Origin of the sequence: Paenisporosarcina antarctica (assembly GCF_004367585.1) — a bacterium.
Classification (GTDB): Bacteria; Bacillota; Bacilli; order Bacillales_A; family Planococcaceae; genus Paenisporosarcina; species Paenisporosarcina antarctica.
On record NZ_CP038015.1, the window covers coordinates 2263292 to 2289519 of the forward strand.

The following is a 26228-nucleotide window of genomic DNA, read 5'->3' on the forward strand; positions in this document are numbered from 1 at the left end:
TATATGTCGTATGACATCATTGGAGATATACATGGTTGTTATGATGAACTAACTGGATTACTAACTAAACTAGGCTACCAAAGGAATTCTGGTATATTTATTCATCCGCAGGGACGTAAGTTGGCATTTGTTGGAGATGCAACTGATAGGGGGCCACAATCACTAGCTGTCTTAAATTTATTGTTTGCTATGCAGGATGCCAAGCAATTATTTTATTCCCCGGGAAATCACTGCAACAAACTTTACAGATTTTTTAAAGGTCACCAAGTACACATTACTCATGGTTTAGAAACGACTGTAAACGAATTTAATTTATTGCCTAAAGATAAACGGGAACAGTTTAGAAAAAGATACATCAATTTTTATGAAGCACTCCCATTTTATCAGCAACTCGACAACGGTCAGCTTATTATTGCTCATGCTGGAATTCGAGAAGATATGATAGGTAGACCACTTCAAAAAAACATCATCGTTTTTGTCTTGTATGGCGATATTTCTGGCCAAAGTCTATCGGATGGCAGACCACTTCGCAAAGATTGGGCTAAACAATATAAAGGATCTTCTTTAGTCGTATATGGTCACACACCAACAAAAGAAGCACGCTTTAAAAACCATACCGTTAATATCGACACGGGTTGTGTATTTGGCGGGAAATTAACTGCACTTCGTTACCCTCAACTAGAGATAGTATCTGTGCCTTCTTTGCAACCTTATGTGAAAGAAAAGTTTCATGATTTTGGCGATTAAATAAGCAATTTCTTCATATCCACAGGCAATGAACTCGTAAAGGTCAATAGCTCACCTGTCAGGGGATGTTTAATTTCTACAGATGTACAGTGAAGAGCTTGACGGCTAATTAAATCGATTTTACCTCCATACAAATCATCTCCCATAATTGGATGACCTATATGTGCTAAATGTACACGTATTTGATGCGTTCTTCCTGTGTGTAGTAGACACTTCACATGCGAAAAATGCGTATGTGGATAAATAACGTTGACATCTGTATGAGCAAAAAGACCATCTTCACGAACTTCACGCTCAATAATGCTACTTCCTTTCCGACCAATTGGTGCTATTATTTCTTGAAAACTTTGAACAATCTTGCCATGAGTGATGGCTTCATACGTTTTATTTATCATATGAGAACGATTCATGATGTGATGGATATGTCGATTTTTCACTAAACACACTAGTCCAGAAGTGTCCTTGTCGAGGCGAGTCAAGATATGAACAGTTGAAGGAATTGACATTTGTTCATAATAATAAGCAACATAATTTGCTAGTGTTCCTGACGGATGTTCCCTTGAAGGAATCGTGCTTTGACCAGGTGGTTTATTAACAATTAATAAGACATCGTCTTCATAAACAATATCAAGTGATCCTTTTTGGCGAATTAAACCTGAGCTAACTTCTTCTAATGGGAAAATAACGGTTATTACATCCCCTATAGCCAGTGGATGTCTAACCGTTTTTTCATGTCCATTTACAAGTAAAGAACCACCATCAAATTTAATTGACGTTAATGTACGCTTGGATATCCCCCACTTAGATAGAGCTTCGCGCAGTAAAATTTCTTCAGTTGAATTAAATGTAAGTTGGAATTGTTTACACATCGCTATCAATAAACGAATCATGAACCCTTTTCCAAAATGGGAAAGGACGGAATCTCGCAAATCGTACTTTCTCTTTTGCAACACGATACTGAATTGATTTGACGTCTTTAAGTAACAATTGTATATGATCAATTGTTACCATAAAGTCAGGGGCTTTTACTGGTTTTAACACACATGTATGGTGAGCAGGCAAAATCAGGGGCGCGCCCACTGTTCGGAAGACACGATTATTAATGGATGCCATCTCCGTTAATTGCATCGCTTCTAATGACGGATGAATCACCGCGCCACCAAGTGCTTTATTGTAAGCAGTACTTCCTGAAGGTGTTGACATACAAAGACCGTCTCCACGAAAACGCTCAAAATGACTATCGTTAAGTTCCACATCCATCACTAATGTCACGTCAGGAGACTTAATGGTACTTTCATTTAATGCTAAATAAACACTTTGGTCATTATTACTACGATAATTAATTGTCGCTTCAAGCAATGGATACTCAGTAACTTGGAATTCTTTCTTAGAAATCGAAATCACTAATTTTTCTATTTCAGAGGGTTTCCAATCGGCGTAAAATCCTAAATGCCCAGTGTGAATTCCAACAAATGCCACAGTAGACAATTGATCACGATATCTATGAAAAGCATGAAGTAAAGTACCGTCTCCGCCAATTGAAATAACGATATCAGGTGCATCTTCATTCCAAGTAAGTCCAAAATCAGTTAAGTATGTTTTAGCACGGTCCATTAGTTCGTTTGAGTGTTCATCATTACGTGATTGGATGGCAAATTTCATGAACGTCTCCACCTACTTTCTCTTTGAAGGGAAATTTACGTTTCCAATCTCTTTATATTCACTAAAGTATTTTTGTGCTGCTTGGATTTCATCTCGTATGAGTGACATTTCTTCATCTAACCTAAATGCGGCTTCAGCTGCACTTTGCAATCTATTTTTTATTTCTTCTGGAAATAAACCTTTGTATTTGTAGTTTAACGAGTGTTCTATAGAAGCCCAGAAATTCATTGCTAACGTACGGATTTGAATTTCTACTAATATTTGAATTTTTCCATGAATGGTTTGAACAGGATATTCCACAATCATATGATAAGAACGATAACCACTCGGTTTTTCATGTGAAATATAATCACGCTCTTCTACGACTTTTATATCATGACGATGGCGCAGCAAATCGACCACAGTTTCAATGTCGTCAACAAATTGACACATAATACGCAAACCTGCAATATCCTGCAGTTCGTTTACTAAACGCTCGGAAGGCTCAAATGCAAATCCTTTTTCAAGTGTTTTATCGTATATACTCGCAATAGGTTTTACTCGACCAGTAATAAACTCGATCGGTGAGTTTGTATTTTCTATTTCATATTGAGTACGAATACCTTTGAATTTAATTTTCAATTCATCTACTGCTTGTTTATAAGGCTCTAAAAAACGTTCCCATTGTCCCATAACGAGTCCCCCTTGCCATTACTTTAGTGATTCACTACCATTATTCACTGTGCTAAAAGTTGTTCTTTAAACGCATCCTCAACTGAATTTGCAAACTCTTCACCATAATTATGATTGCCTTCAATATTAAAAATGAGCATGTTTAATTCTGCTCTAAAATTATCTAATGAAATTTCCGTTTGTCCCCAGGCTAATACTGGTTCTTTATCTGCTGCAAGTGACGTTGCAAGAAAAGGCCAAACCATCTTCGGAAATTGGACATAAATATACCCGTCTGTATCATCCATTAAATAAACAAAGGCATTTTTATCTGAATCAGTAATTAACTGTCCACCCGCTTTTACTTCTTGGCCTGTTGGGTCTTCTTCTAAAATAAATCGAATATTTGAACCATTTTGAATACCACTAATTACTGTATAAGTTTTACGCATTTAAGATCTTCCTTTCAATCTTTACTTACCCCATATTTTATCACAGAGTCTCATATGTTGCAGTTTGCAATTTTTTTAGGATAATAATAACTAAGGCGGTGTTTTTTCAATGACCATTCAAAAAGAAATTGAATTCAAAAATCTTTTAACAAAAGAAGAGTTTGATCAACTATGTAGAGGTTTTGGCATTTCCAAACAGGATTTTCATTTACAGACAAATACTTATTTTGATACACCAGATAATCAGTTCCGTGACGCTTTCATTGGATTTCGATTAAGAGTCCTTGAAGAACGCAATGAATTGACCTTAAAATCACCAGGTGAAAATGTTCATACAATGATTGAAACAACTCACCTTATTTCTTCAAGTGAGCGAAATGAAATCCTACTTTCCGGTGTAATAAAACCTAGAATTTATAGTGAATTTCAACTATTGCCTGAGCTTTTAGTTGCATTTGGTACACTTCGAACCGAACGAGCAGAGATACCTTATCAAGATGGGTTGTTGGTATTGGATCGTTCTGATTATTTGGAGCATACCGACTACGAAATAGAGTTTGAAGTAACCGATTTAGAAAAAGGACAACAAAGCTTTAATAAATTACTAGAGATTTATCAAATTCCAAAACGCCAAACTTTAAAAAAAATTGCACGTTTCATGACAAAAGCTCAACGTAAATAACATATAGTATTAGTCAAGCTTTCAATTACTTCAATTTATATCCGTTTGATAATTGACTCAACTAACACAAAGTATCCAAATTACAAAATCGATTTGTTTGAGAAAAATACGTGAGGTTGATAGAATGAAATGACAGCGAAAGCAAAGGAGTTCTTATTATGACCCGAAAACCTATCATTCCTTATGAGGAAATTGGTCCGGATTTATTGTCGCAACTAATTGATGTATTTTACGGAAAAGTCGCGGCACACCCAAAGCTTAAGCATATATTTCCAGAAGATTTGACGGAAACTGCTCGTAAACAAAAACAATTTTTGACACAATATTTAGGCGGACCTAATATATATTCACAAGAACACGGACATCCCATGCTTCGTGCAAGACATATGCATTTCCCAATTACACCTGATAAAGCTCAAGCTTGGCTTGAGTGTATGGCTCTTGCCATGGATGAAGTGAAGTTTGAAGGGAAAATTCGCGATGATTTATATAATCGACTTGTACTAACGGCTCATCATATGACGAACCGGCCTGACCAAGAGGAGGAAATCGTGTGAATAACTTGCAGATTCCGCCCGAAGCGATTGTTTCTACGAGTACAACAAAGCCAATAGAGCTTTACGCGTTTATCGATCCACTATGCTCATCATACTTTGATTTACAACCGATTTTGCGAAAATTGCAAGTGCAGTATAATCATTATTTCACGTTACGCGTTGTTCTTAGTACAAAACTTTCTAGCCTTAATTCAACTTGTAACAGTGTTACCATAAATGATGACGATTTTACACATCCTGCTCTTCCATCGGTAGCAATTAAAGCTGCTGAACTTCAAGGAAAACGAGCAGGAATGCGTTATTTACAAAAGCTACAAGAACAGCTATTCTTAGATACAAAAAATGTAGCGACCTATTCCAGTTTATTGACAATTGCAGAACAAGCACAGTTAGATGTAGAAGAATTTAAATCTGATATTCAATCTAAAGAAGCTACACGCGCATTCCAATGCGACCTCTATATCAGTCGTGAAATGGAAGTCACCGAATCTCCAAGTATGGTATTTTTCAATGAACATATTGAAGATGAAGGACTTAAAGTATGTGGCATTTATTCTTACGAAGTGTACGAAAAGATTTTAGCTGAGATGTTGAATATTGAATTATTTCGGCAGGAACCACCAACGCTTGATGAACTATTTTTACGTTATCATACATTGTCTACAAAAGAAGTAGCTTCCATTTATGGTGTTACACATTATGCAGCAGAACGCGAATTAAAAAAACGAATGTTACTTCAACAACTAGAAAGAATTCCATTAGCCGATACTAATCAATGGAGACTCAAAACTAGTACAAAATAAAAGTAAAATCTCACTCTAGCTTTAGTGCTAGTAGTATGAAAGACACTTTATTATATTTAAACAAAGAAGCGCCTCTCCAATTATGGAGAGGCGCTTCTTTTCACAAAGGGGATGGGAGAAATGCTCACGTATAAACAAAGGGGTGTATGTTTGTATGTGATTTATTTCACATTTGAATGATATCATGACATAACAAATAAATCAATCATTCACAATCTTTTTATGAAATTATATTCTAATATATACTTTAAGCGATAGATTAGTAAAATAATATTACGCAGTAAATATTATTTTGAAATATCATTCAATTAAAAAAAGATCTCCATCCAATGTCGGATGAAGATCTTTTTTTATTTTAGTAATAAACTTTCTAGCTCTGCTAACTTCTGTTCAAATACTTTACATGCCTCTTCGATAGGAGCAGTCGATGTCATATCAACTCCTGCTTTTTTCAATACTTCAATTGGTGTATCTGAACAACCTGCTTTTAAGAATTTATTGATATAACGATCCACTGCAGGTTGACCTTCTGATAGAATTTGATTGCTTAATGCTACTGCAGCACTATATCCCGTTGAATATTGGTACACATAATAGTTATAGTAAAAATGCGGGATTCGAGCCCATTCAAGACCTATTTCTTCGTCTATAACAATGTCATCACCAAAGTATTTTTTATTTAAGTCATAATAAACTTCTGTTAATTTATCTGCTGTTAACGCTTCCCCTTCTTGATCCATTTTATGAATTAGGTGCTCAAACTCTGCGAACATTGTTTGACGGAATACTGTTCCACGGAATCCTTCTAACCAATAATTTAATAAGTAAATACGTTTTTGCTCGTCATCGACTGTTTTTAACATATATTCATTTAATAATGCTTCGTTACAAGTTGAAGCCACTTCGGCAACAAAAATCGAATAATTACCATAAACAAATGGTTGACTCGCACGTGAATAATAGCTATGCAAACTATGTCCGAACTCATGCGCAAGTGTAAATAAGTTATTTACATTATCTTGCCAGTTCATTAGCACATAAGGGTTTGTCCCATATGATCCAGATGAATAAGCACCTGAGCGTTTGCCTTTATTTTCAACAACATCTACCCAACGATTTTCAAGTCCCTTAGTAGCAATTGATGTATATTCCTCTCCAAGAGGCGCAAAGCTTTTTAGCATGATGCCTTTTGCTTCTTCATAAGGAATTTCCATTTTCACTTCCTTTACAAGTGGCGTATATAGATCCCACATATGCAATTCATCTAGACCTAATACTTTCTTACGTAAAGACACGTAACGTTGCAACAAGTGCAGGTTTTTGTTCACAGTGGTAATTAAATTATCATACACTTGTTCAGGAATTTGATTTTCAGACATTGCTGCATGACGAGCAGACGTGAAGTTGCGTATACGTGCATTCACATTATCGCGTTTTACATTTCCAGAAAGAGTAGATGCAAAAGTATTGCGAAACTTCCCATAAGTAGCATACATTGCATGGAATGCGTCTTCACGTACACGACGGTCTCCACTTTCTAAAAAGCGTGTATAGCGACCCTGTGTTAATTCTAGTTCATCACCATTCTCATCTTTTATTGAAGGAAATTCTAAATCAGCATTGTTTAACATACTAAAAGTTTCAGAAGATGCATTCGTAACTTCAGAAACTTGTGCGAGCAATGCTTCTTGTTCGGCTGGCAATACATGCGGACGCATTTCATTAATTTCCTTTAGCACTTGTTTGTATAATTGTAATTCTTCATGTTCATTTACATAACTCAAAACAATAGATTCATCTAATGCTAAAATTTCTGGTGTGATGAATGATAGGCCAGTTGATACTTTTACAAGTAAGGTTTTAATCCTACTATCCATCGCTTGATAATGACTATTTGTTGTATCTTGATCGTAACGCATATGTGAATATGTGTATAACTTATAAATTCTCTCTGACACTTCATCTTTAAACGCTAAGGCATTGTATAATGCTTGTGCTCCATTTCCAAAAGTTCCTTTGAAAGCTTCTGCTTTTTCTGATAGTTCACTTACTTCTTTGTATTCAACTTCCCAGACTTCATCACTTGAAAAAATATCTTCAAGCTTCCAAGTTAATTCTGTTGGAACTTTCTCGCGCGTTAGGATTTTGTTTTTACTATCTGTTGACATTATTAGTTCCTCCTTAAATCATTTAATTGAAAAATCGAATAACTACTATATTTTCTCAATTTTCACAACGTTTTGCAACTATTACTTCCTCAAAGTGGTCTAGTATTTTAGAGTCACTAATAAATTGTTCAGAAATAGATTCATTGATATTAAAATTAATTACTTGGAGAAAACGACAATAGCGTCTGACTACTAATTTAGCTTTTTCTAGATGAAAAACTTTACATTGCGCTAAAATAAACGATTCAATCCACAAGTCACTTATATAATCGATATCCCTATGTTGTTGATTGGAAAGTGTGTAAATTAGCGCTAACTGCCATTCAACAAGATGATTTTGAATCGTTTCTGATTCAGAAATTGGAAATCCAATATATAAAGGCAAGTTTTCTGGACGTAATTGCTGCTCATAGCAATGTTTTAATAGTCGGTCTTTTACACCATGTTTATTCATTCGAATTCGAGTACGTAAAAATCTATTCCTTTTATGTTGAAAAATGCTCCAGTATTGTTTGCTCTCTGTCAGAGTGAGTGGTTTTACTTGAGCAAATGGAAACGTTTGTTGCTTAGTGGATAAAGAACGAATTTTCGCGATAAATGAAGTACCACTAATATGCATTAAGTGACTTATATATATGAATTGGCAAGTTGTTGGATCGTAAGTCAGTATGGTAGCCCCAGAAATTGACTGGATTCCAATAAAATTTTGAATAAATTTAGAAATTTTTAAATAAGTAATCCCTATTTCGTTTATTTGAATATTTAAAGGTGTACGAAGCAACCATATTGAACGAGTCTTTATCTTTAAATAACCTTGATTTCTTTTTATTACATCATCAATTGGCATCACACTACATTGAAATTCAACCGCGTATATTTCTTTATTTCTTTTCACTAACAAATCTGGACGCTGTGAAATTTTTGGTAAATAAGCTTCAACTGAAACGTCACATCCTACACGTGTAAAGAATTCAGCAAGCTGTTGTTTTCCAATTAAATGAGTGGGAGATTCTCTTTCTGAAAATGAAGTTAAACAATTGGTTAATACAATATGTGCGAAATGGGGGATCACGACTTTGCCGAGTTTCAAGCGAAGTGATGTTTCGCATTGGGGACAAGTAAAGTGACTTGTGTTTCGCAAAAATACTAATTGTTCTCTTGTCATTTGTCTAGTAACGGTAAAAATTTCTTTGTTATCTTTGTATGCAGTTAATATATACACTCCTCCTTTTTGATTATTTTACGAATATTCCGTTATAAAGGCAAGAAAAAAATCCTCCCGTTAAGGGAGGATTTTAGCTAAAGTATTTTTGAATTTGCTCGAACACTTCATCGGCCATGATTTCCTTACCGTACTCTTCCAATCGGTGTACGGTTATACTCGATTTTGCCGTATATTCAGAAATCATACTTATCATGTTTTTAACTTCTTCTTCATCCATTAATTCATCGTCCGCTTTGACGTATAGGTAGTAACGTTCTTTATAAGCGAATAAAGAAGTCGCTACATATGATGGCAATTTAACACGCTTCGCTAATGGTATTAAATCTTCAAAATCACTTACTTGGAATGTAAATTCATTTTGAAGTTCATTTGAATCAGTAAAAGGACCAGTAAATTCATCAAAAGATCGTTCATCTGATGAACTTTCAGACATATTAGAAAAGTATTGACCCTTTTCATCAACTTCAAATGGAGATTCGAGTTTCTTTCCATCACGATTAATTTCTGCTCGAGTTACTGTTACTTCGAGTCCTTTTTCCATCGCATGAACTTGAATCCATAATGGTCCTTCAACTTCAAAGTCTGATTCATCATTTATTTCATCCATCATTTCCCAAAAGAGTTCTTCACTTTTATCTCGATTAAACCAAATTTCATCTCGGCTGAAGCCTCTTTTTTCAATGTCGATGTATGAAATGTAAAATTTAACTGTGTTTTCATTAATCCGTTCTATATCCATTTTACACATCTCCCTTCGATAGCTTAAAAGGGATTCCCCTTTTTCCAGCAACACTTCAAGCCGCTTACCGATACAGTGTCTATTTCTATTGTATGACGGTCCAGAGGAAAATGAAAAGGATATGCTCCTACTCTGGAAAAATACAATTAATTAGCATTGTAGTAGAGTGGGTAAAGTAAATCAAGTCGAAAAAAGAAAATGACTGATCATTCTTCTCAAATTACCGAAGAAGAATCAATCAGTCAATTTTCCAATCGAATTTAGTTAACCATACGTTGAGCTTCGAGCAATTGATAAGCACGAACTTTTCGAGGTAAAAAGCGACGAATTTCATCTTCGTTATAACCTACTTGTAGGCGTTTTTCATCTAAAATAATTGGACGACGTAATAGTCCAGGATGCTCTTGAATTAATTCATACAAACGTTGAAGTGGTAAACTTTCAACATCAACATTTAATTTTTGGAATATTTTAGAACGAGTAGAGATAATCTCATCCGTTCCATCTTCAGTCATTCGTAAAATTTCTTTGATTTCGCTAATACTTAGCGGTTCAGAAAAGATGTTACGCTCAGTATATGGAATGTCATGCTCTTCTAACCATACTTTTGCTTTTCGACATGATGTACAGCTTGGTGAAGTAAACAATGTAACCATCATAGGAACACTTCCTTTCAAATGTGTAAACAAGTTCAATTTAACAACTTTAATTATATTATTAAAACTTCTAATTTAGAATCACTTTAATATAGGTTAATGTTTTTTATTATACACCATTTTTAAATAATTTAAAATAGAATATGAAGAAAAAGTCAAGTAATTTGAAAAGAGACACATTTTAGCTATAATATGTAGTAAACAAGCGGTATTACTAGTGCTCTATTGTTCTCACTTTAATATACCCGCAACAACTACATTTTAAACACCTTGAAATAAGCTTTTTAAATTCTCAATTAGAAAATGAAAATGAAAATTAAATTTGTCCCTTCTATAAATAATACGTAAATAAACGACAAAAGGTTTCATTAATAACAAAAAAAATCCTCTTCTATAAAAAGAAGAAGGATTTTCATTGTTTATGGTGTGTAATCAACACCCGGAGAATAACGATTACCTGCATTCCACAATAAATATTCTTTTATTCCTGATTCATTTAAAGCTTTAATTTGTGCTTCCACTTCGGTTGCACCGTATTTTTTATAGTTACCTGCCCCTAAGTAGGAAGCTGTAAAATCTTGGATCCAAGGGCGAGATATAGGTGGATTTTCAAGTTTAGCTAAAGTAGCATTTTCAACTTTCGCATACTCTTTTACAAGCCTATAAGGTTCTAAGTCTGGTTTCGCAATTCCAAAATATGATGTCCAATGACTAGGATAAATCATAGATGAAATGACATCGACATTTTCAGAAATTTTGCCGAAGTTTTGTCCAATACCAGGCGCTTCAGGTAATGTAGCTGCATATCCAAAAATATCTACAGAAATTTTCACATCGTATGGTTTAAGCTTTTCACGTGCATATGCAACAAAATCCGTGACCGCTTGTACGCGTCTTTGAACAGCATCCAAGTCAGAATTTTCATATTCACCCATGCTGAACTTGACTTTATCCACTCGATTTTCAAATCCTTCTGGGAATCTAACATAATCAAACTGAATTTCTTGGAAGCCCATCTTTGCAGCTTCTATTGCTACCTCTACATTGTAATCCCATACTTCCTTCATAAATGGATTAACAAAAGCTTCTCCTCGTCTATTTTTCCATACGCCAGAGTCATCAACAAAAGAAAGCTCAGGTTTCGCATTCGCGAGTGCCGTATCTTTGAAAACAACTACTCGAGCAATTGGGTAGACTTTTTTTTCTTCTAAAATTTCTAACATCTCACGAGGATTTTTTATGTAAGATTTTCCGATTTCTAGCGGTTTTAATGGAGAATCTTCAGCTGGCATATATGTAAGTTCACCAAAATCATCTTTTATGTCAATAACCATAGCATTTAAATCTGTGGTATCCATTAAATTTAGTAAATCCTTAAATCGTGCACCACCTGCTGAGTGACCAGTTACGTATACACCACGAATGGCATCTGGATAAGTAAAAGCTAAACCTGAGTCAAAACGAAATAATGTTGAAGCAGCAACTATGTCTTCATCGACAGCCGTAAATCCATATGTACGTTCTGTAAAATCTTTAGCACTTTTAAGTTCGTCAGCAAAGACCGCAGTAGTAGGAAAAATTAATGTAGCGACTATTGCACTTGAGACAATCCATTTCTTAAATGTCATATTTTATTTACTTCCTTTCTATTCTCTTCCATTTTATCAATTAATCGTACACAATTAAAGAACAAATTTTAATAAAAAAATAAATGAGGCATTCCCGCTAAATAGGAATACCTCATTTATTTGACACGAAAAATTTCAATTAACAACTCATTTGAAAAAGAACATGTTATACACCAGTACCTGAGGTTAATTTTAACGCGTTAAATTCACGTTCTGAACAGAATACAAAGTGTCCAGGTGTTACTTCACGCATAGAAATTTCTTCACCGTCTTGATAATTATGAGAAGTTGCATCATACGATTTACGTACGCGCGTACGCTCATAGTTTGGATCTGGAAGTGGAATTGCTGATAACAATGATTGTGTATAAGGATGTAATGGATTGTTATACAAATCTTCAGCAGTTGCAAGTTCAACTAATTTACCAAAATACATAACCCCAATACGATCTGAGATGTATTTAACCATTGATAAATCATGAGCAATAAACAAGTATGTTAAGCCTTTTTCTACTTGTAACTCTTTTAGTAAGTTAACAACTTGTGCTTGAATTGATACATCAAGAGCTGATATTGGCTCATCAGCAATGATGAACTCAGGATCCACAGCAAGGGCACGAGCGATTCCAAGGCGTTGACGCTGTCCACCAGAGAATTCATGTGGATAACGGTTCGCATGTTCTTTATTTAACCCTACGGTTTCAAGTAGTTCGTGAACACGTTCTTTACGTTCTTTGGATGACTTGACTAAACTATGAATGTCTAAACCTTCAGCGATTATATCCATTACTTTCATACGTGGATTTAAAGACGCATAAGGATCTTGAAAAATCATTTGCATTTTACGATTAAATATTTTTAATTCAGATTTCGTTTTTTTACCATGAACATTAACTCCGTCAAAAATAACTTCTCCTGCTGTTGCATTATAAAGTCGAATAATAGAACGCCCGGTCGTCGATTTACCACAACCAGACTCTCCAACTATACCAAGAGTTTCACCTTTGTAAATATCAAAACTAATATCATCAACTGCGCGGACTTCATTTGCTTTACCTTTGTTGAAATATTGTTTTAAGTTTCTTATTTCGAGTAACTTTTCAGCCATCACTTTGTACCCCCTTCATAATAGCGGCTACCTGGAAACTTTTTCATACGTTCAATAATAGCAACTGGAGGATCTACTTGTGGAGCCTCCGGGTGCAACAACCAAGTAGAAGCAAAATGTGTATCGCTCACTTTAAATACTGGAGGAGCCTCCACTAAATCAATTGCAAGTGCATATTCACTTCGGAGTGCAAATGCGTCTCCTTTTGGAGGATCTAATAAATCTGGAGGTGTACCTGGAATTGCATATAATTTCTCCTCAGCTGTATCAAGAGACGGCATTGAGCTTAGTAAACCCCAAGTATAAGGATGTTGAGGATTATAGAAAATTTCATCAACTGTTCCAATTTCAACAATACGTCCACCATACATAACAGCAACACGATCTGCCACGTTTGCAACAACGCCAAGGTCATGTGTGATGAATATAATCGAAGTATCAATTTTCTTTTGCAGGTCTTTCATTAATTCAAGTATCTGTGCTTGAATGGTTACGTCAAGAGCTGTTGTTGGCTCATCAGCAATCAAAATTTGCGGATTGCATGCAAGTGCAATAGCAATTACGATACGTTGACGTTGACCGCCAGAAAATTGGTGAGGAAATTGTTTAATACGCAATTCAGGTTTAGGCATACCAACCATACGAAGTAGATCAATAGCAATTTTTCTTGCCTCTGATCTACCAACGCCTTGGTGTTTTAACAACGGTTCTGTAATCTGTCTGCCTATTGGCATCGTAGGATTTAAAGAAGTCATAGGATCTTGGAAAATCATTGAAATATCTTTTCCACGAATTTTTTGCATTTGTTTATCAGTCAGCTTCGTTAAATCTTTTCCGTTAAACAAGATTTCTCCACTTTTGAATTCTGAACTAGATTCTGGTAAAAGACGCATAATCGCTTTTGTAGTTACTGATTTCCCAGAACCAGATTCACCAACTATTGCTAACGTTTCCCCTTTTAGCAAATCAAAGTCAACTCCACGAATGGCTTTAACTTCTCCTGCAAAAGTATGGAAGGAAAGCTGAAGGTCTTTTACTTCTAAGATTTTTTCCATTACGCTTTCCTCCCTTAGTCTTTCATCTTCGGATCAAGTGCATCACGTAATCCATCACCGAGTAAGTTAAATGCAATCATAAGTAAACTCAAGACAATCGATGGGAATAACAGAATATGCGGTTGAAATTGAATCAACTTGTATCCATCATTGATTAAAGTACCTAGAGATGCTGCCGGTGGTTGTAAACCAAGTCCGATAAAGCTTAGGAAAGCCTCGAAGAAGATGGCACCCGGAATTGTAAACATTGTGTTAATGATGATAATTCCTAAAATATTAGGAAGTAAATGTTTAATGATAATACGGTTATTACTTGCTCCTAGCGTTCGAGCTGCTAACACAAATTCTTGATTTTTATGCTTTAATACTTGTCCACGGACAATACGTGACATTCCAATCCAACCGGTTATAGTGATAGCAATAATGATGGCGGTAATACCAGGGTCTAAAACCAAAATCATTAAAATTACGACAACTAAGTTAGGTATTCCATACAATATTTCGACAACACGTTGCATAATATCATCTACTCGACCACCGTAATATGCAGATACCCCACCGTAAATAACACCGATGACCATATCAATTAAGGCTGCCACAAACGCGATAAACAAGGAAATCTGTGTACCTTGCCATAGACGTGAGAACATATCTCGGCCTAAACCGTCCGTACCGAACCAATAATATACATCAACATTTTTCATTTCATATAAATCGACTTCTTTACCACCCAGAATTCCAAACCCATCCATAAATCCAAGATTTTCAAAACCTTGAACTTTAGGTGGTAAGTTCGCATGTGTAATTGTTTGCACTTCACCATCATGCGGACTCAAGTAAGGGCCTACAAAAGCCATAACTACAATTAACACTAAAATGATCATACTAACAATGGCTGCTTTATTTTTACGAATACGCAACCATGCATCTTGCCAAAAACTTAAACTTGGTTTTGCTATCTTTTCTGCATGACTACTATCAACGGTAACTCTATCAAAAGATCCAGAAGGTAGGTTTTTAAGATTCTGTGTCATTAGCTTTCCCCTCCTGACAAACGAATACGTGGATCGATTACACCGTAAAGTATATCGACTACTAAAATAACAAAAACTAAGAACACAGAGAAGAACAATGTTGTTCCCATGATGATTGAGAAATCACTCACCATGATGGCTTTCACGAATTGTTCACCAATACCAGGTATAGCGAATATTTGTTCTATTACAAGTGAACCTGTTAAAAGTCCTGCTGCTAATGGTCCTAAAACCGTCACAAGAGGAATTAGTGCATTACGGAATGCATGTTTAAACGCAACTTCAAAACCGTTAGCACCTTTTGATTTGGCTAAGGTTATATAATCAGAACTAAGCACTTCAATCATTTCAGTGCGAATAAATCTTGATCCAACAGCAAGTGGTCCCATTGCTAAAGCTATTGACGGCAGTACACTGGACATCCAACCATCATTCCACAATGCAACTGGAAATAAACCCCATTTAACTGCAAGCCAATATTGTAAAAATGTCGCGAAGACAAAGGAAGGTATAGAAATACCAAGAATAGCAATAAATGTACTACCGAAATCCCAGATGGTATTCTGCCTTAATGCTGAAATCATACCTAAGATGATTCCTATCGCTAATCCAAGAATCAAACCTTGTGATCCTAATAAGAAAGATGGCCCTAAACGACTAAGGATTAAGTCTGTGACACTAGCCCCTTTAAACTGGAATGAATTCCCTAAATCTCCTTGCGCCAAATTCAGCATGTATTTTCCGTACTGAACTGGTAGTGGTTGATCTAAACCATACTTTGCCTCCACTACCGCAAGTTGAGTAGAAGTAAGTTTCGGAGCGGAACTTATAGGGGAACCTGGAAGCGTTTTCATTAAGAAAAATGTTGCTGTCGCAATCAGGAAAAGAGTAATGAACATATAAAATACGCGTTTTACAATATACTTAGTCATCTTTGCACCTCCTATATGTTTCTATAAGTTTTTCAAACTAATTTTATGAATAGACAATTTTAAATTGTCATAATCATATTATATCTCATTTAAAAGAGAGAGTATATGGTCATACCATACACTCCCTCTTTATGAGATTTTCAAACTCGAAACTAAAAGATTATTTACCTTCGATGTAAGCCCATTTGTAACTATAGTCTCCACCAAATGAGTGAGTAACAACACCCTTAACATATGGTTTTACAAGAGACATTGTTCCACGTTGGTAGATTGGTCCAATACCGAAATCTTCTTCAATAAGAAGTTTTTCAGCTTGTGCCATTGCGTCCCAACGAGCTTCAGGATCCATAGCTAGTTCGCCAACTGATGAATTAACTAACTCATCAAATTTAGGATTTGAATATGACATTTTATTGTTACCACCATCAGTTAACCATAAGTTCATGAATGTGTAAGGATCTTGGAAATCAGGTCCCCATCCAGCAACTTGAATGTCATAGTTTTGAGCAGTATCAAGATCTAAACGAACAGCAAATGGTACTTCTTTAAGTGTAATTTTTAGGCCTTCAAGGTTACCCTCTAATTGAGATTTGAAGTACTCATCCATTTTTTTAGAAAGCTCAGTGTCTCCACCTAGAATTTCTAAAGTTACTTCAGTAACACCTAGCTCAGATAAACCTTTTTCCCATGCTGCTTTTGCTTCTTCAGCATTGAATTCAGACATTTCGCCGTTGATATCACGGAAGTCTTCTCCAGCTTCATTGAAAGAGAATGCTTTTGGTACTAAGTAGTTAGCTGGTACAGAACCATTAGCTAAAACTACATCTACTAAATCTTGTTTGTTGAAACCTTTTGTAATTGCTTCACGAATATTAACGTTTGCAAGTGGTGTATCTTTACCGTCACGTTGTTGGTTATATTTAAAATAGAATAATGTTGTTTCTAATTCTGTTACTAAATCAGCATCTGCTGCATATTGCATTGCATACTCACCAGAAAGAGCAGTACGATCTTTTTCTCCAGTTGTGTACAAGTTAACTGCAGTAGCTGTTTCTTTTACTACGTCATAGTTAATCTCAGTAAGTTTTACAGTTTCTGCATCCCAGTACTGATCATTTTTAACTAACTGCCAAGATAAGCCAGTGCCATCCCAAGCTTCTAGAACGAAAGGTCCGTTAGAAATTAGGTTATCTGAGTTTGTAGCATAATCAGCACCTTTTTCAGTAACGAAGGCTTCATTTTGTGGTAAGAAAGTTCCAAATGACATTAGAGACAAGAAGTAAGGTACTTGTTTTTCTAATGTTACTTCAAGAGTTTTTTCATCAACTGCTTTAACACCTAACTCAGTGTATTCAGCTTTTCCTTCAGAAATAGCAGTAGCATTTTTAACTACTCCACCCATCATGTATGGACCGTATTCAGATGCAGTATCAGGATTCATCGCACGTTTCCAAGCGAATTCAAAATCTCCCGCTGTTACAGGTGATCCGTCAGACCATTTTGAATCACGGATTGTGAAAGTGTAGACTAAACCATCTTCAGAAACTGTAGGCTCGCTTTCAGCGATTGCAGGTACTGCTACGTTTTCATCATTCAAACGGTATAAACCTTCGTTTACATTGTTTAAAAGGTCAAAACCAACAGAATCTGTTACTAGTGCAGAATCCATTGTTGGAATTTCAGCACTCATGATTAAGTTTAGAACTTGAGCCTCATCTACTTCTGTTGCTGGTTCTTTGTCGTCATCACCGTTTGGTGCTGGTGTTGCTGCATCGTCTTTGCCACAAGCAGCTAAAAATACACTAAGTACTAACATTAGGCTTAACAGCCAAAAAAACTTGTTGTTCTTCACTAAGTTGACCCCCTTGAATTTTCTTAATAATTGGTACAATCCTTATTATACATATTCTGAAAAATCTGTACAGTCTTTTTTGCAAAGTTTTTTACGGTAATATAACAAAAAGATTACAATATCATGACAAAACAGTTGATATATAAGGTTTTTCATTAATTCAAATTATTTATTTCGTAACACCAAATTTTGATTTATTCTAGCAATTATTCTACAATATGTAGAGGATTGAGGTGAAACAAGTGAAAACTAAATTGATCTTATTTTTAATTTCTCAAATTTTCATTGTAACAATTGTGTTTCTTTCTAATAAAGGACTAAGTTTAACACCATATATTAATGTATCCTTTTTTGTCGGTGGAATAATTGTTTTTATTGGCTTACTGATTTATGTCGTTTCTAATGGTTTTTTTGATATATTTACATTGAGTATGAGAAAAGTTTTTACAACAAAAAGAAATTCAGAAGTTATAGAATCGATGCGTTCTCCCTCTGAATTATTAGACTTTTCATACAGACCATTTTTCCAACTAGGTGGGTCTATTTTACTTTTCATGGCGATGGCTTTACTAATTTATTATATGTAATTAAACCACTTGATTTTTGAGTTTCTTCTATAATATAATGACTTTAAATATACTAGTTACAGGCTAAGACGAAGAGTAGTACATTTGAACGGGAAGCTTAGAGAGTCTGTGGTTGCTGAAAACAGATCTTCCTTTCAAAAAGAATGGACTTCCGAGCTTATTTTGCGAAACTTTTTTAATTAAGTGTAGCCTAATACGTCCCTTCACGTTACGAAGTTAAAGAGGCCATTAACTTTTGGCAATCTGGGTGGTACCACGGATTCACACATCATTCGTCCCTTTACAGGGAGAGTGATGTGTTTTTTTATTTCAACACAAATATTCGCTTAGAAAAGTCCATAATGTCTCTTCTAAGCAGCCACAAAAATGTTTCTTATGTCACAAAATAGATGATGTAAGAACATTCATATTTTGAAGGAGGAAATTAGATGAAGAAAATCTTTTCAGGCGTACAACCTACTGGAACAGTAACACTAGGAAATTATATTGGTGCGTTTCGTCAATTCACAACTTTACAACATGAGTATGACTGTATTTTTTGTATTGTTGACCAGCATGCCATTACGGTTACACAAGACAGATTAGAACTTCGTAGAAACATTCGTTCTTTAGCGGCTCTTTACTTAGCGGTCGGTATAGATCCTAAGAAAGCTATTCTATTTATCCAATCGGAAGTACCTGCGCATGCCCAGGCAGGATGGATGATGCAATGTATCTCATATATCGGAGAACTTGAACGTATGACACAGTTTAAAGATAAATCTACAGGGAAAGACGGAGTGTCTGCTTCCCTATTAACCTATCCTCCTCTTATGGCTGCAGATATCATTTTGTACCAAACGGATATCGTGCCTGTAGGAGATGATCAAAAGCAACATGTAGAACTAACACGCGACTTAGCGGAACGCTTTAACAAGAGATACAATGATGTTTTAACAATTCCAGAAATCCGTTTGCCCAAAAATGGAGCGCGTATAAAGTCTCTTCAAGATCCAATGAAAAAGATGAGCAAATCTGATCCAAATAAAAAATCAACTATCACTTTATTAGATACACCTAAAGAAATCGAGAAAAAAATAAAAAGTGCTGTAACAGATTCTGAAGGAATTGTTGCATTTGATGTTGACAATAAACCTGGAGTTTCAAATTTACTAACAATAGAAGCTGCATTAACTGGCGTATCTATTGAAGACTTAGTTACAAAATATAATAATGTAGGTTATGGTGATTTCAAAGCATCTGTTGCAAATGCCGTTATAGACCACTTAAAGCCTATACAACAGCGTTACGAAGAGTTATTAGCTTCTGATGAACTAGATGTTATTTTAGATGAAGGTGCCATTAAAGCACATGCTGTTGCCTCAAAGACTCTTAAAAAAATGGAGAACGCGATGGGCTTGGGTAGAAAACGATAAATGTCAGCAATATAAATGAGCTTATGAATAATGCAAAATCAGGTGTCTGGATAATAAATGCCCAGACACTTTTCCATGTATACCCGAACGATAAGTAATTTAAATATAAAAGAATTTGTAAAAGACTCATTACAATGCATATGTAACTAATTGTAAAAAGTAGCCATTTCATTAATACAAGCACCCTTTTACATTACTATATGTCACATTCAGTGTTTGTAAGTCTAATTAGCCCTTTTTTATTGCGTACAACTTCAAAAATATAAACTAACGTCCGTTACTTAAAACTGCGATCATACTTACTAAAGCTTAATCAAGGGAATGTAAAGTAAAGCTATTTAAAGACTTACATAATAGCTATACCGATTTCTGTACTGAAAAAAATTAGTTCCATTTTAATTCCACAAAGAAACCCCGCATCTAAACATTCGTTTAGATGCGGGGTTTCTATTTTTTGATTTTATTTAGAAGATTTAGCAGGATCTTCAGAAATTAATTCAACTTTGTTCCAATCAAAGACATTAGCGTAATCAATACCGTAAGCTTTTACGCTTTTGTTAACTGGGCGTAATTCTAAACGGGTTTGAGTTGGTATGATTGGAGCATTTTCAGACATATATTCTTGCCATTCACGAAACTTATCTGCACGATATTCAGCATCGAAAGCTTCTGGAGAGTCGATAGCAGTTAATAGCTCTTCTAACGTCTCAGAAGTGTAACGGCTAAAGTTATATTGAGCAGTCTTAGAGTATAATCCTGCTGGAGATGGGTTCGTACCTGTTCCCCATGCAGCCATGAAGATATCGATTTCTGGGTCATCACCTTGTACTTTATCGTAGAAGCTGTTGAATTCAATTGTACGACCTGTTGCAAGAGTCACATTTAAACCAACATCTTTCCAGTTTTGCATGTAGAATGATGCGATGTCTTCTGCGATATCTCCACCAGACATTGTAGCGAATTTAATTTCAAGTGGTTTGCCTTCTTTATCTTCACGAAGTCCGTCACCATCAACGTCTTTATATCCAGCTTCATCTAATAATGCATTTGCTTTATCTACATCGTATGTGTAACCTTCTAATGAATCATCATAGAATGATTGGAATACTGGTGGAATTAATGATGTTGCACGTTCACGTAAGTTATTGTAATATACTTCTGAAACTTGTTCAACGTCGATTGCATAGCCCATTGCTTGACGAAGTTTTACATCGTTCATCTTAGCATCTTGGTCCATTGCAACTTCGCTCTTATCTAAATCATATTTACCAAGTTTGAATCCAATGTATTGGTAGTAAAGTTCATTACGAGCAAGAACTGTAAGGTTATCAAAATCTTTAATTTCTAAATACTTGTCAGTGCTAAAAGTATTAGCAGTCATATGATATTCCCCTGTTTGTAATGCAACAGAGATTGAAGTTGTAGGAACAGTTTTCACTAATACACCATCAAGTTTCGGAACACCTCTCCAGTAGTTTTCGTTTTTCACGAATTGTACTGATTCACCTGGTACGATTTTATCAAATTTGAAAGCACCTAACGTAACAATGTTTTTACGTACTGCGTCAGACTCAAGTAAATCTGCAACCGGAATATCTTTTAGGATATGGCTTGGTTCAGCAGAAGTCCAGATTCCGTCACCACCACTGAAAATAGCTGGAGATAATTTTGTAAATGAAATTTCTAACGTCTTTTCATCCACTTTCTTTAAACCTGAAATTGTATCAGCTTTGCCATCATGGTAGTCAACAGCACCTACGATGTTTTGGAAATCAACATCATAACGAACCCCTGTGTAGTCTGGAGAACCGATAATTAAGTAAGGTTGAATTAAATCTTCAATTTTAAGTGGTTCACCATCAGACCATTTAACACCGTCTTTGATGGTAATTGTTACTTTATTATTGTCTTGATCAACTTCCATACCAGCGATACCTTCGTTAGTTAATAAAAAGTCACCATCTGTTTCAAAGATTGTGTTACTTGCGAAATCCATGATATCTGCATCATATGCATCTTCATATAGAACTGTTGAGAAAATCCCTTGGAAAGGTGAGTCATTTACAAGAGCCACTTTTAAAGTACCTCCTTCAATCACATCTCCTTCATTTTCAACATCTAACGGGAAACTCCCAGTATCTACCACTTCTTCACTTTCTTCTTTGTCACCATCTTTTGCTGGTGAATCTTTTCCATCTGTCGAGTCGCCTTCTCCGTTACATGCACCAAGTACAAGTACGAAAGCTAAAAGTAATGCTAATAATGTCCAAAGCTTTTTGTTCATTCCATTTCCTCCTTTTTTATCTCATGTTCTATATATCAAACGTTAACCGTTTAATACCACCATTAATTAGGTATTACCCTAAGCGTTGCTTCGCATCGGCAGATCGACGAATAGCTTGACCTACATAGTTAATTCCCAACATCAAGAAGAGAATAAGCAGTGATGCTGGTAACCAAACCCACCACATTTCCTTAAGCACCAACGGGTTGACCGCATAACTTACTAGTGTCCCTAAACTTGGTGTAGATGGAGGCAATCCGAACCCTAAGAACGAAAGACCCGTTTCAATTCCAACATTTCCTGCAAAGTTCAACGTTAGTTCCACAATTAATATGGAGCTAAGATTTGGCATCATTTTTTTGAAAATGATGGCCGCATCACTTGTCCCCATTGTTTTCGAAGCGTTTATATAGTCTCTCCGACTTTCAGAGAGTGCCTTGCTTCGAATCAGACGAGCTGTGCCTGGCCATAAGAATACACTGACAATCAAAATGAAAATTGGAATATTGTATTTTGGTACGATGGTAACAAAGACAATAATGATCATCAAAGATGGAATTGTAATAAAGAAATCAATGATTCGCATAAAGATGTTGTCTATCCAACCACCAAAGTAACCTGTAGTCAAACCAATCATGATTCCAACTACACCTGTTAATAAAGTTACCGCCATGGCAATCGCGATTGAATTACGTGCGCCGATTATCAGTTGCCCTAAAATATCTCGACCACCTTGGTCAGCACCTAACAAGAACTTGTCTCCAGGTTCTGCGAATTTATCTCGTAAACTAACGCGCATCATTTCTTGTTGATCTATTAACAGGGACCAAATGAAAATCCCGACAATCACTACTACTAATGCGATAAGAGAAAACATCGCAAGTTTATCTTTTTTAAATTCACGCATGATTACTTGAAATCCAGTAGGCGGAGAGCTTTCTGGATGTTCAGATTGAATCACTACATTTTCTGTCTGCTCTTTCATGTGAGTACACTCTCCTTAACCATTATTTTAGTCAATCTATCCTAATTCTTGGATCTACAATACTCATAATAATGTCGGATAATAGACTGCCTAATAATGTTAAGAATCCGTACAGCATAACCAATGCAGTAATTACACTATAATCACGTCCAGAAATGGATTGAATGAATAATTGTCCCATTCCTGGATAGCTGAAAATGGTTTCAATAAAGATGGATCCGCCAAGTAAGCCAGTGATAGTAAAACCTAGAAATGCCGCGATTGGTAATAAAGAATTCCGGAAAATATGTCGTGAGTACACTTTATTTAAGGGAATCCCTTTACTACGCGCAGTACGAACATAATCTTGAGACTTTGCATCTATTACTTCTGTACGTAAATATTGAATGACACCAGTCGTTCCAAGAATGGCATACGTAATGGCTGGTAATAGAAGATGATAAAATTTACTCCAAATATAACCTAATGAACCATTATCATATTTGATATCAACTGTTCCGCTTGTAGGGAACCATTGTAGCTTGTATCCGAAAATATATAAGAAGATAAGGGAAAGAACGAATACCGGAATGGCATAACTAATAAAGCTATATAGAACAACCGTTTTATCTAAAAATGTATTCTGATAGCGCCCCGCTAGGACACCTAGAGGAATGGCAATTACATATAGTAAAAACACACTCACTAAAGCTAACCACAATGTATTAAGTGCTCGATCCCCTATAAGGTCCGCTACCGCCACTTTATACGTATAACTTTTTCCAAAATCACCTTGGACAGCATTCATCATCCATATACCATATTGTTTATACCATGGGTCATAAAAACCTGCTTGTTGACGCAATTCTTCTATGCGAGCAGGGTCGGTATCAGGTGTAACCATTCCAGTAAAAGGATCTCCTGGCATAAATTTAGCCATAATAAAGATTAATAGACTTAAAGCTAATAATTGTGGAATCATGAGCAAAATGCGTCGAATTATCGTTTTCCACATATTATATAACCCCCTCTTTGCTTTCCGACATCGCTACTTCATGCGTATCAGAAATTGGTTGAAGGTCATACACGCGACCGTTTTCATCAAAGTATTGATGATTATCAATTTGGTAATTTTTCTCTACATTAATTCGTTCTACTTTACGTTCTACTCTACTTGAAGGCTCAATGGTAGGAATCGCCGATAATAATCTTTTTGTGTAAATATGCTGAGGCGTTTGATAAATATCTTTCTTCGACCCAGACTCTACAAATCTTCCTTTATACATGATGGAAACATGGTCACACATATGTTTCACTACTCCAAGATCATGCGATATAAATAAATAGCTCAATCCCAATTCATCTTGTATATCTTTCAAGAAGTTTAATACTTGTGCTTGTACTGATAAATCTAGAGCCGAAACTGGCTCATCCGCAATAATGAGTTTTGGGTTAGTGGCAATCGCACGAGCAATACCTATGCGTTGCTTTTGTCCCCCAGAGAATTCATGAGGGTATTTCACTTTTGCATCTTCAGGCATTCCTACGATAGCTAATAATTCATTAATTTTTCTCTTTTCTTCTGAAACAGAGAGTTTTAAAAAGTTCCTGATAGGTTCCGCCAAAATATCTTGCACGCGTTTGCGCGGATTTAAACTTGAGTGTGCATCTTGGAAAATCATTTGAATATCACGATTATACGAAGAGTTACGTTGGCGACGTTTATTGGTCACATCTTTTCCTTCGTAAATGATTTTACCCGATGTTATTTTCTCAAGACCGATAATGGCTTTGCCTGTTGTGGATTTACCACACCCTGATTCGCCTACCAGACCATATGTCTTCCCTTTTTCGAATTCCATATTAATGCCGTCAACAGCATGTACATGATCAACAATTGTATTAAAGAAGCCACCACGAATGGGATAGTGAATGCGCAAATCTTTTATTTCCATAAAACTCATGTCAAACTTCCCCCTCTTCACCTTCAAAATGAAAGCGATTCCAGCAGGTACATCGAACAAAATGTCCTGGTGCTATTTCATGAAGTTGTGGTTTTGTTTCGTGTGCCTCTTGTGGAATCCAAGGAATTCGCGGGGCAAAGCGACAACCCTCGCGTGGTAAATTAACTAGTGACGGTACTAAACCTTGAATGACTTCTAATTTTTCGTTATCACTGTGTGTTTGTGGAATTGAGTTTAATAAAGATTTTGTATAAGGATGGATAGGATTATTGAATAACTCTTCAACCGGCGCTTCTTCAATGATTTGTCCTGCATACATAACAGCTACTCGATCGGCCACTTCTGCCACTACACCTAAGTCATGAGTAATCAAGATAATGCCTGATTCAGTTTCAGTTTGTAAATTTTTAAGTAAATCTAATATTTGAGCTTGTATGGTTACATCTAATGCTGTGGTTGGTTCGTCCGCAATAATGATGGATGGCTTACAAGATATGGCAATAGCGATAATTACTCGTTGACGCATGCCACCTGATAGTTGATGTGGAAATTGTTTCACGACTCTTTTTGGATTTGGAATCCCAACTTGATTAATAAGTTCAATTACACGCTTTAATCTTTCAACTTTCGAAAGTTTTGTGTGATAGATCAAACTCTCTTCAATTTGATCACCAATACGCATTAAAGGATTTAAAGCAGATAAAGGATCCTGAAAGATCATGCCAATATCGTTCCCACGTACCTTATTTAGTTTTTCATCTGTCAGTTTTGTTAAATCAAAACCTTTAAACTGTATTTCACCAGTTATTTTAGTGTTATTTGGATCATGGAGCCCAATAATAGAAGTTGCTAACGTACTTTTACCGCATCCTGATTCTCCAACTATCGCTAAAATTTCATTCTTTTTTAAATGAATGGAGACTCCATCCACAGCATTAAAATATGTATCTTTAATACGAAATCCAGTATGTAAGTCGGTTATTGTTAAAAGCACTTGCGATGTGTTCAAACTAATACTCCTCTCAAGTAAATACTAAGATGCGGTAAAATTTACTCCTTCTTC

Annotated in this window: 25 protein-coding genes and 1 other annotated feature; of the genes, 6 read left to right on the plus strand and 19 right to left on the minus strand. The window is 35.7% G+C overall.

Translation table 11 applies throughout. The features are described from left to right. The first annotated feature begins 3 nt into the window (after nt 1-3). The gene (gene prpE, locus E2636_RS11300) at nt 4-747 is read left to right on the plus strand and encodes a bis(5'-nucleosyl)-tetraphosphatase PrpE (RefSeq protein ID WP_134210278.1); all 744 of its coding nucleotides are present in this window, start codon (nt 4-6) and stop codon (nt 745-747) included. Here the strand turns inward: prpE and E2636_RS11305 are convergent. Genes E2636_RS11305 through E2636_RS11320 form a run of 4 tightly spaced genes read right to left on the minus strand, consistent with a single transcriptional unit; the run spans nt 744 to nt 3512 of the window. Further along, entirely contained in the window at nt 744-1637 is an 894-nt protein-coding gene (locus E2636_RS11305; RefSeq protein ID WP_208324069.1) for an RluA family pseudouridine synthase, read from the minus strand. The two genes, prpE and E2636_RS11305, sit on opposite strands and share 4 nt — an antisense overlap. Further along, the gene (locus E2636_RS11310; protein ID WP_017381600.1) at nt 1609-2409 is read right to left on the minus strand and encodes an NAD kinase; all 801 of its coding nucleotides are present in this window, start codon (nt 2407-2409) and stop codon (nt 1609-1611) included. Before E2636_RS11310 ends, E2636_RS11305 begins: the two co-directional genes overlap by 29 nt. Before the next feature lie 12 nt (nt 2410-2421). After that, complete coding sequence (locus tag E2636_RS11315) at nt 2422-3081, minus strand: GTP diphosphokinase (RefSeq protein ID WP_134210279.1); 660 nt, start codon at nt 3079-3081, stop codon at nt 2422-2424. A gap of 44 nt (nt 3082-3125) precedes the next feature. Further along, a complete protein-coding gene (locus E2636_RS11320) occupies nt 3126-3512 on the minus strand; it encodes a UPF0738 family protein (RefSeq protein WP_134210280.1) in 387 nt (128 codons plus the stop codon). A 109-nt stretch (nt 3513-3621) separates the two neighbouring features. Here E2636_RS11320 and E2636_RS11325 point away from each other — a divergent pair, with 109 nt between their 5' ends. From E2636_RS11325 to E2636_RS11335, 3 genes are all read left to right on the plus strand, one after another. Beyond that, nucleotides 3622-4194 (plus strand): CYTH domain-containing protein, encoded by a 573-nt coding sequence (locus tag E2636_RS11325; RefSeq protein WP_134210281.1) that lies wholly within the window; start codon nt 3622-3624, stop codon nt 4192-4194. 158 nt (nt 4195-4352) lie between these two features. After that, complete coding sequence (locus E2636_RS11330) at nt 4353-4751, plus strand: globin domain-containing protein (protein ID WP_134210282.1); 399 nt, start codon at nt 4353-4355, stop codon at nt 4749-4751. Then, on the plus strand, nt 4748-5554 hold the full coding sequence (locus E2636_RS11335) for a ClpXP adapter SpxH family protein (protein ID WP_134210283.1): 807 nt from the start codon (nt 4748-4750) through the stop codon (nt 5552-5554). The genes E2636_RS11330 and E2636_RS11335 overlap by 4 nt, the downstream gene beginning before the upstream one ends. 350 nt (nt 5555-5904) lie before the next feature. On the opposite strand, the gene pepF is transcribed toward E2636_RS11335, so the two are convergent. The 10 genes from pepF to E2636_RS11385 form a co-directional block, all read right to left on the minus strand. Next, a complete protein-coding gene (gene pepF / locus E2636_RS11340; RefSeq protein ID WP_134210284.1) occupies nt 5905-7722 on the minus strand; it encodes an oligoendopeptidase F in 1818 nt (605 codons plus the stop codon). A gap of 55 nt (nt 7723-7777) precedes the next feature. Next, complete coding sequence (locus E2636_RS11345; protein ID WP_134210285.1) at nt 7778-8944, minus strand: competence protein CoiA; 1167 nt, start codon at nt 8942-8944, stop codon at nt 7778-7780. A 73-nt stretch (nt 8945-9017) separates the two neighbouring features. Further along, on the minus strand, nt 9018-9686 hold the full coding sequence (mecA, locus tag E2636_RS11350) for an adaptor protein MecA (RefSeq protein ID WP_134210286.1): 669 nt from the start codon (nt 9684-9686) through the stop codon (nt 9018-9020). A 260-nt stretch (nt 9687-9946) separates the two neighbouring features. Beyond that, nucleotides 9947-10342: a transcriptional regulator SpxA gene (gene spxA, locus E2636_RS11355; protein ID WP_166669594.1), complete on the minus strand. Its 396-nt coding sequence runs from the start codon at nt 10340-10342 to the stop codon at nt 9947-9949. Between the two features lie 419 nt (nt 10343-10761). Continuing rightward, the gene (locus tag E2636_RS11360) at nt 10762-11970 is read right to left on the minus strand and encodes a putative glycoside hydrolase (RefSeq protein ID WP_134210287.1); all 1209 of its coding nucleotides are present in this window, start codon (nt 11968-11970) and stop codon (nt 10762-10764) included. A 166-nt stretch (nt 11971-12136) separates the two neighbouring features. After that, a complete protein-coding gene (locus E2636_RS11365) occupies nt 12137-13078 on the minus strand; it encodes an ABC transporter ATP-binding protein (RefSeq protein WP_017381589.1) in 942 nt (313 codons plus the stop codon). Beyond that, nucleotides 13078-14133, minus strand: a complete 1056-nt coding sequence (locus E2636_RS11370; protein WP_134210288.1) for an ABC transporter ATP-binding protein — start codon at nt 14131-14133, stop codon at nt 13078-13080. The genes E2636_RS11365 and E2636_RS11370 overlap by 1 nt, the downstream gene beginning before the upstream one ends. A gap of 14 nt (nt 14134-14147) precedes the next feature. Beyond that, the gene (opp3C, locus tag E2636_RS11375; protein WP_134210289.1) at nt 14148-15167 is read right to left on the minus strand and encodes an oligopeptide ABC transporter permease; all 1020 of its coding nucleotides are present in this window, start codon (nt 15165-15167) and stop codon (nt 14148-14150) included. Continuing rightward, entirely contained in the window at nt 15167-16099 is a 933-nt protein-coding gene (gene opp3b, locus E2636_RS11380; RefSeq protein ID WP_134210290.1) for an oligopeptide ABC transporter permease, read from the minus strand. Before opp3b ends, opp3C begins: the two co-directional genes overlap by 1 nt. A gap of 160 nt (nt 16100-16259) precedes the next feature. Next, nucleotides 16260-17951, minus strand: coding sequence for a peptide ABC transporter substrate-binding protein (locus E2636_RS11385; protein ID WP_134210291.1), 1692 nt, complete (start codon nt 17949-17951; stop codon nt 16260-16262). 233 nt (nt 17952-18184) lie between these two features. Between E2636_RS11385 and E2636_RS11390 the strand changes: the two genes are divergently transcribed. After that, complete coding sequence (locus E2636_RS11390) at nt 18185-18538, plus strand: DUF3899 domain-containing protein (protein WP_134210292.1); 354 nt, start codon at nt 18185-18187, stop codon at nt 18536-18538. Between the two features lie 56 nt (nt 18539-18594). Continuing rightward, nucleotides 18595-18821, plus strand: a binding site (T-box leader). A 145-nt stretch (nt 18822-18966) separates the two neighbouring features. Beyond that, the gene (trpS, locus tag E2636_RS11395; RefSeq protein WP_134210293.1) at nt 18967-19953 is read left to right on the plus strand and encodes a tryptophan--tRNA ligase; all 987 of its coding nucleotides are present in this window, start codon (nt 18967-18969) and stop codon (nt 19951-19953) included. A gap of 460 nt (nt 19954-20413) precedes the next feature. Here trpS and E2636_RS11400 read toward each other — a convergent pair whose 3' ends face one another. The 5 genes from E2636_RS11400 to E2636_RS11420 form a co-directional block, all read right to left on the minus strand. Continuing rightward, nucleotides 20414-22237, minus strand: a complete 1824-nt coding sequence (locus E2636_RS11400; RefSeq protein WP_134210294.1) for an oligopeptide ABC transporter substrate-binding protein — start codon at nt 22235-22237, stop codon at nt 20414-20416. 73 nt (nt 22238-22310) lie between these two features. Further along, nucleotides 22311-23222: an ABC transporter permease gene (locus tag E2636_RS11405; RefSeq protein WP_134210295.1), complete on the minus strand. Its 912-nt coding sequence runs from the start codon at nt 23220-23222 to the stop codon at nt 22311-22313. Nucleotides 23223-23253: 31 nt separating this feature from the next. Continuing rightward, nucleotides 23254-24216, minus strand: coding sequence for an oligopeptide ABC transporter permease (gene opp4B / locus E2636_RS11410; RefSeq protein ID WP_134210296.1), 963 nt, complete (start codon nt 24214-24216; stop codon nt 23254-23256). A gap of 1 nt (nt 24217) precedes the next feature. Further along, complete coding sequence (locus tag E2636_RS11415) at nt 24218-25165, minus strand: ABC transporter ATP-binding protein (RefSeq protein ID WP_134210297.1); 948 nt, start codon at nt 25163-25165, stop codon at nt 24218-24220. A gap of 1 nt (nt 25166) precedes the next feature. Next, the gene (locus tag E2636_RS11420) at nt 25167-26174 is read right to left on the minus strand and encodes an ABC transporter ATP-binding protein (RefSeq protein ID WP_134210298.1); all 1008 of its coding nucleotides are present in this window, start codon (nt 26172-26174) and stop codon (nt 25167-25169) included. Between the last annotated feature and the right edge of the window lie 54 nt (nt 26175-26228).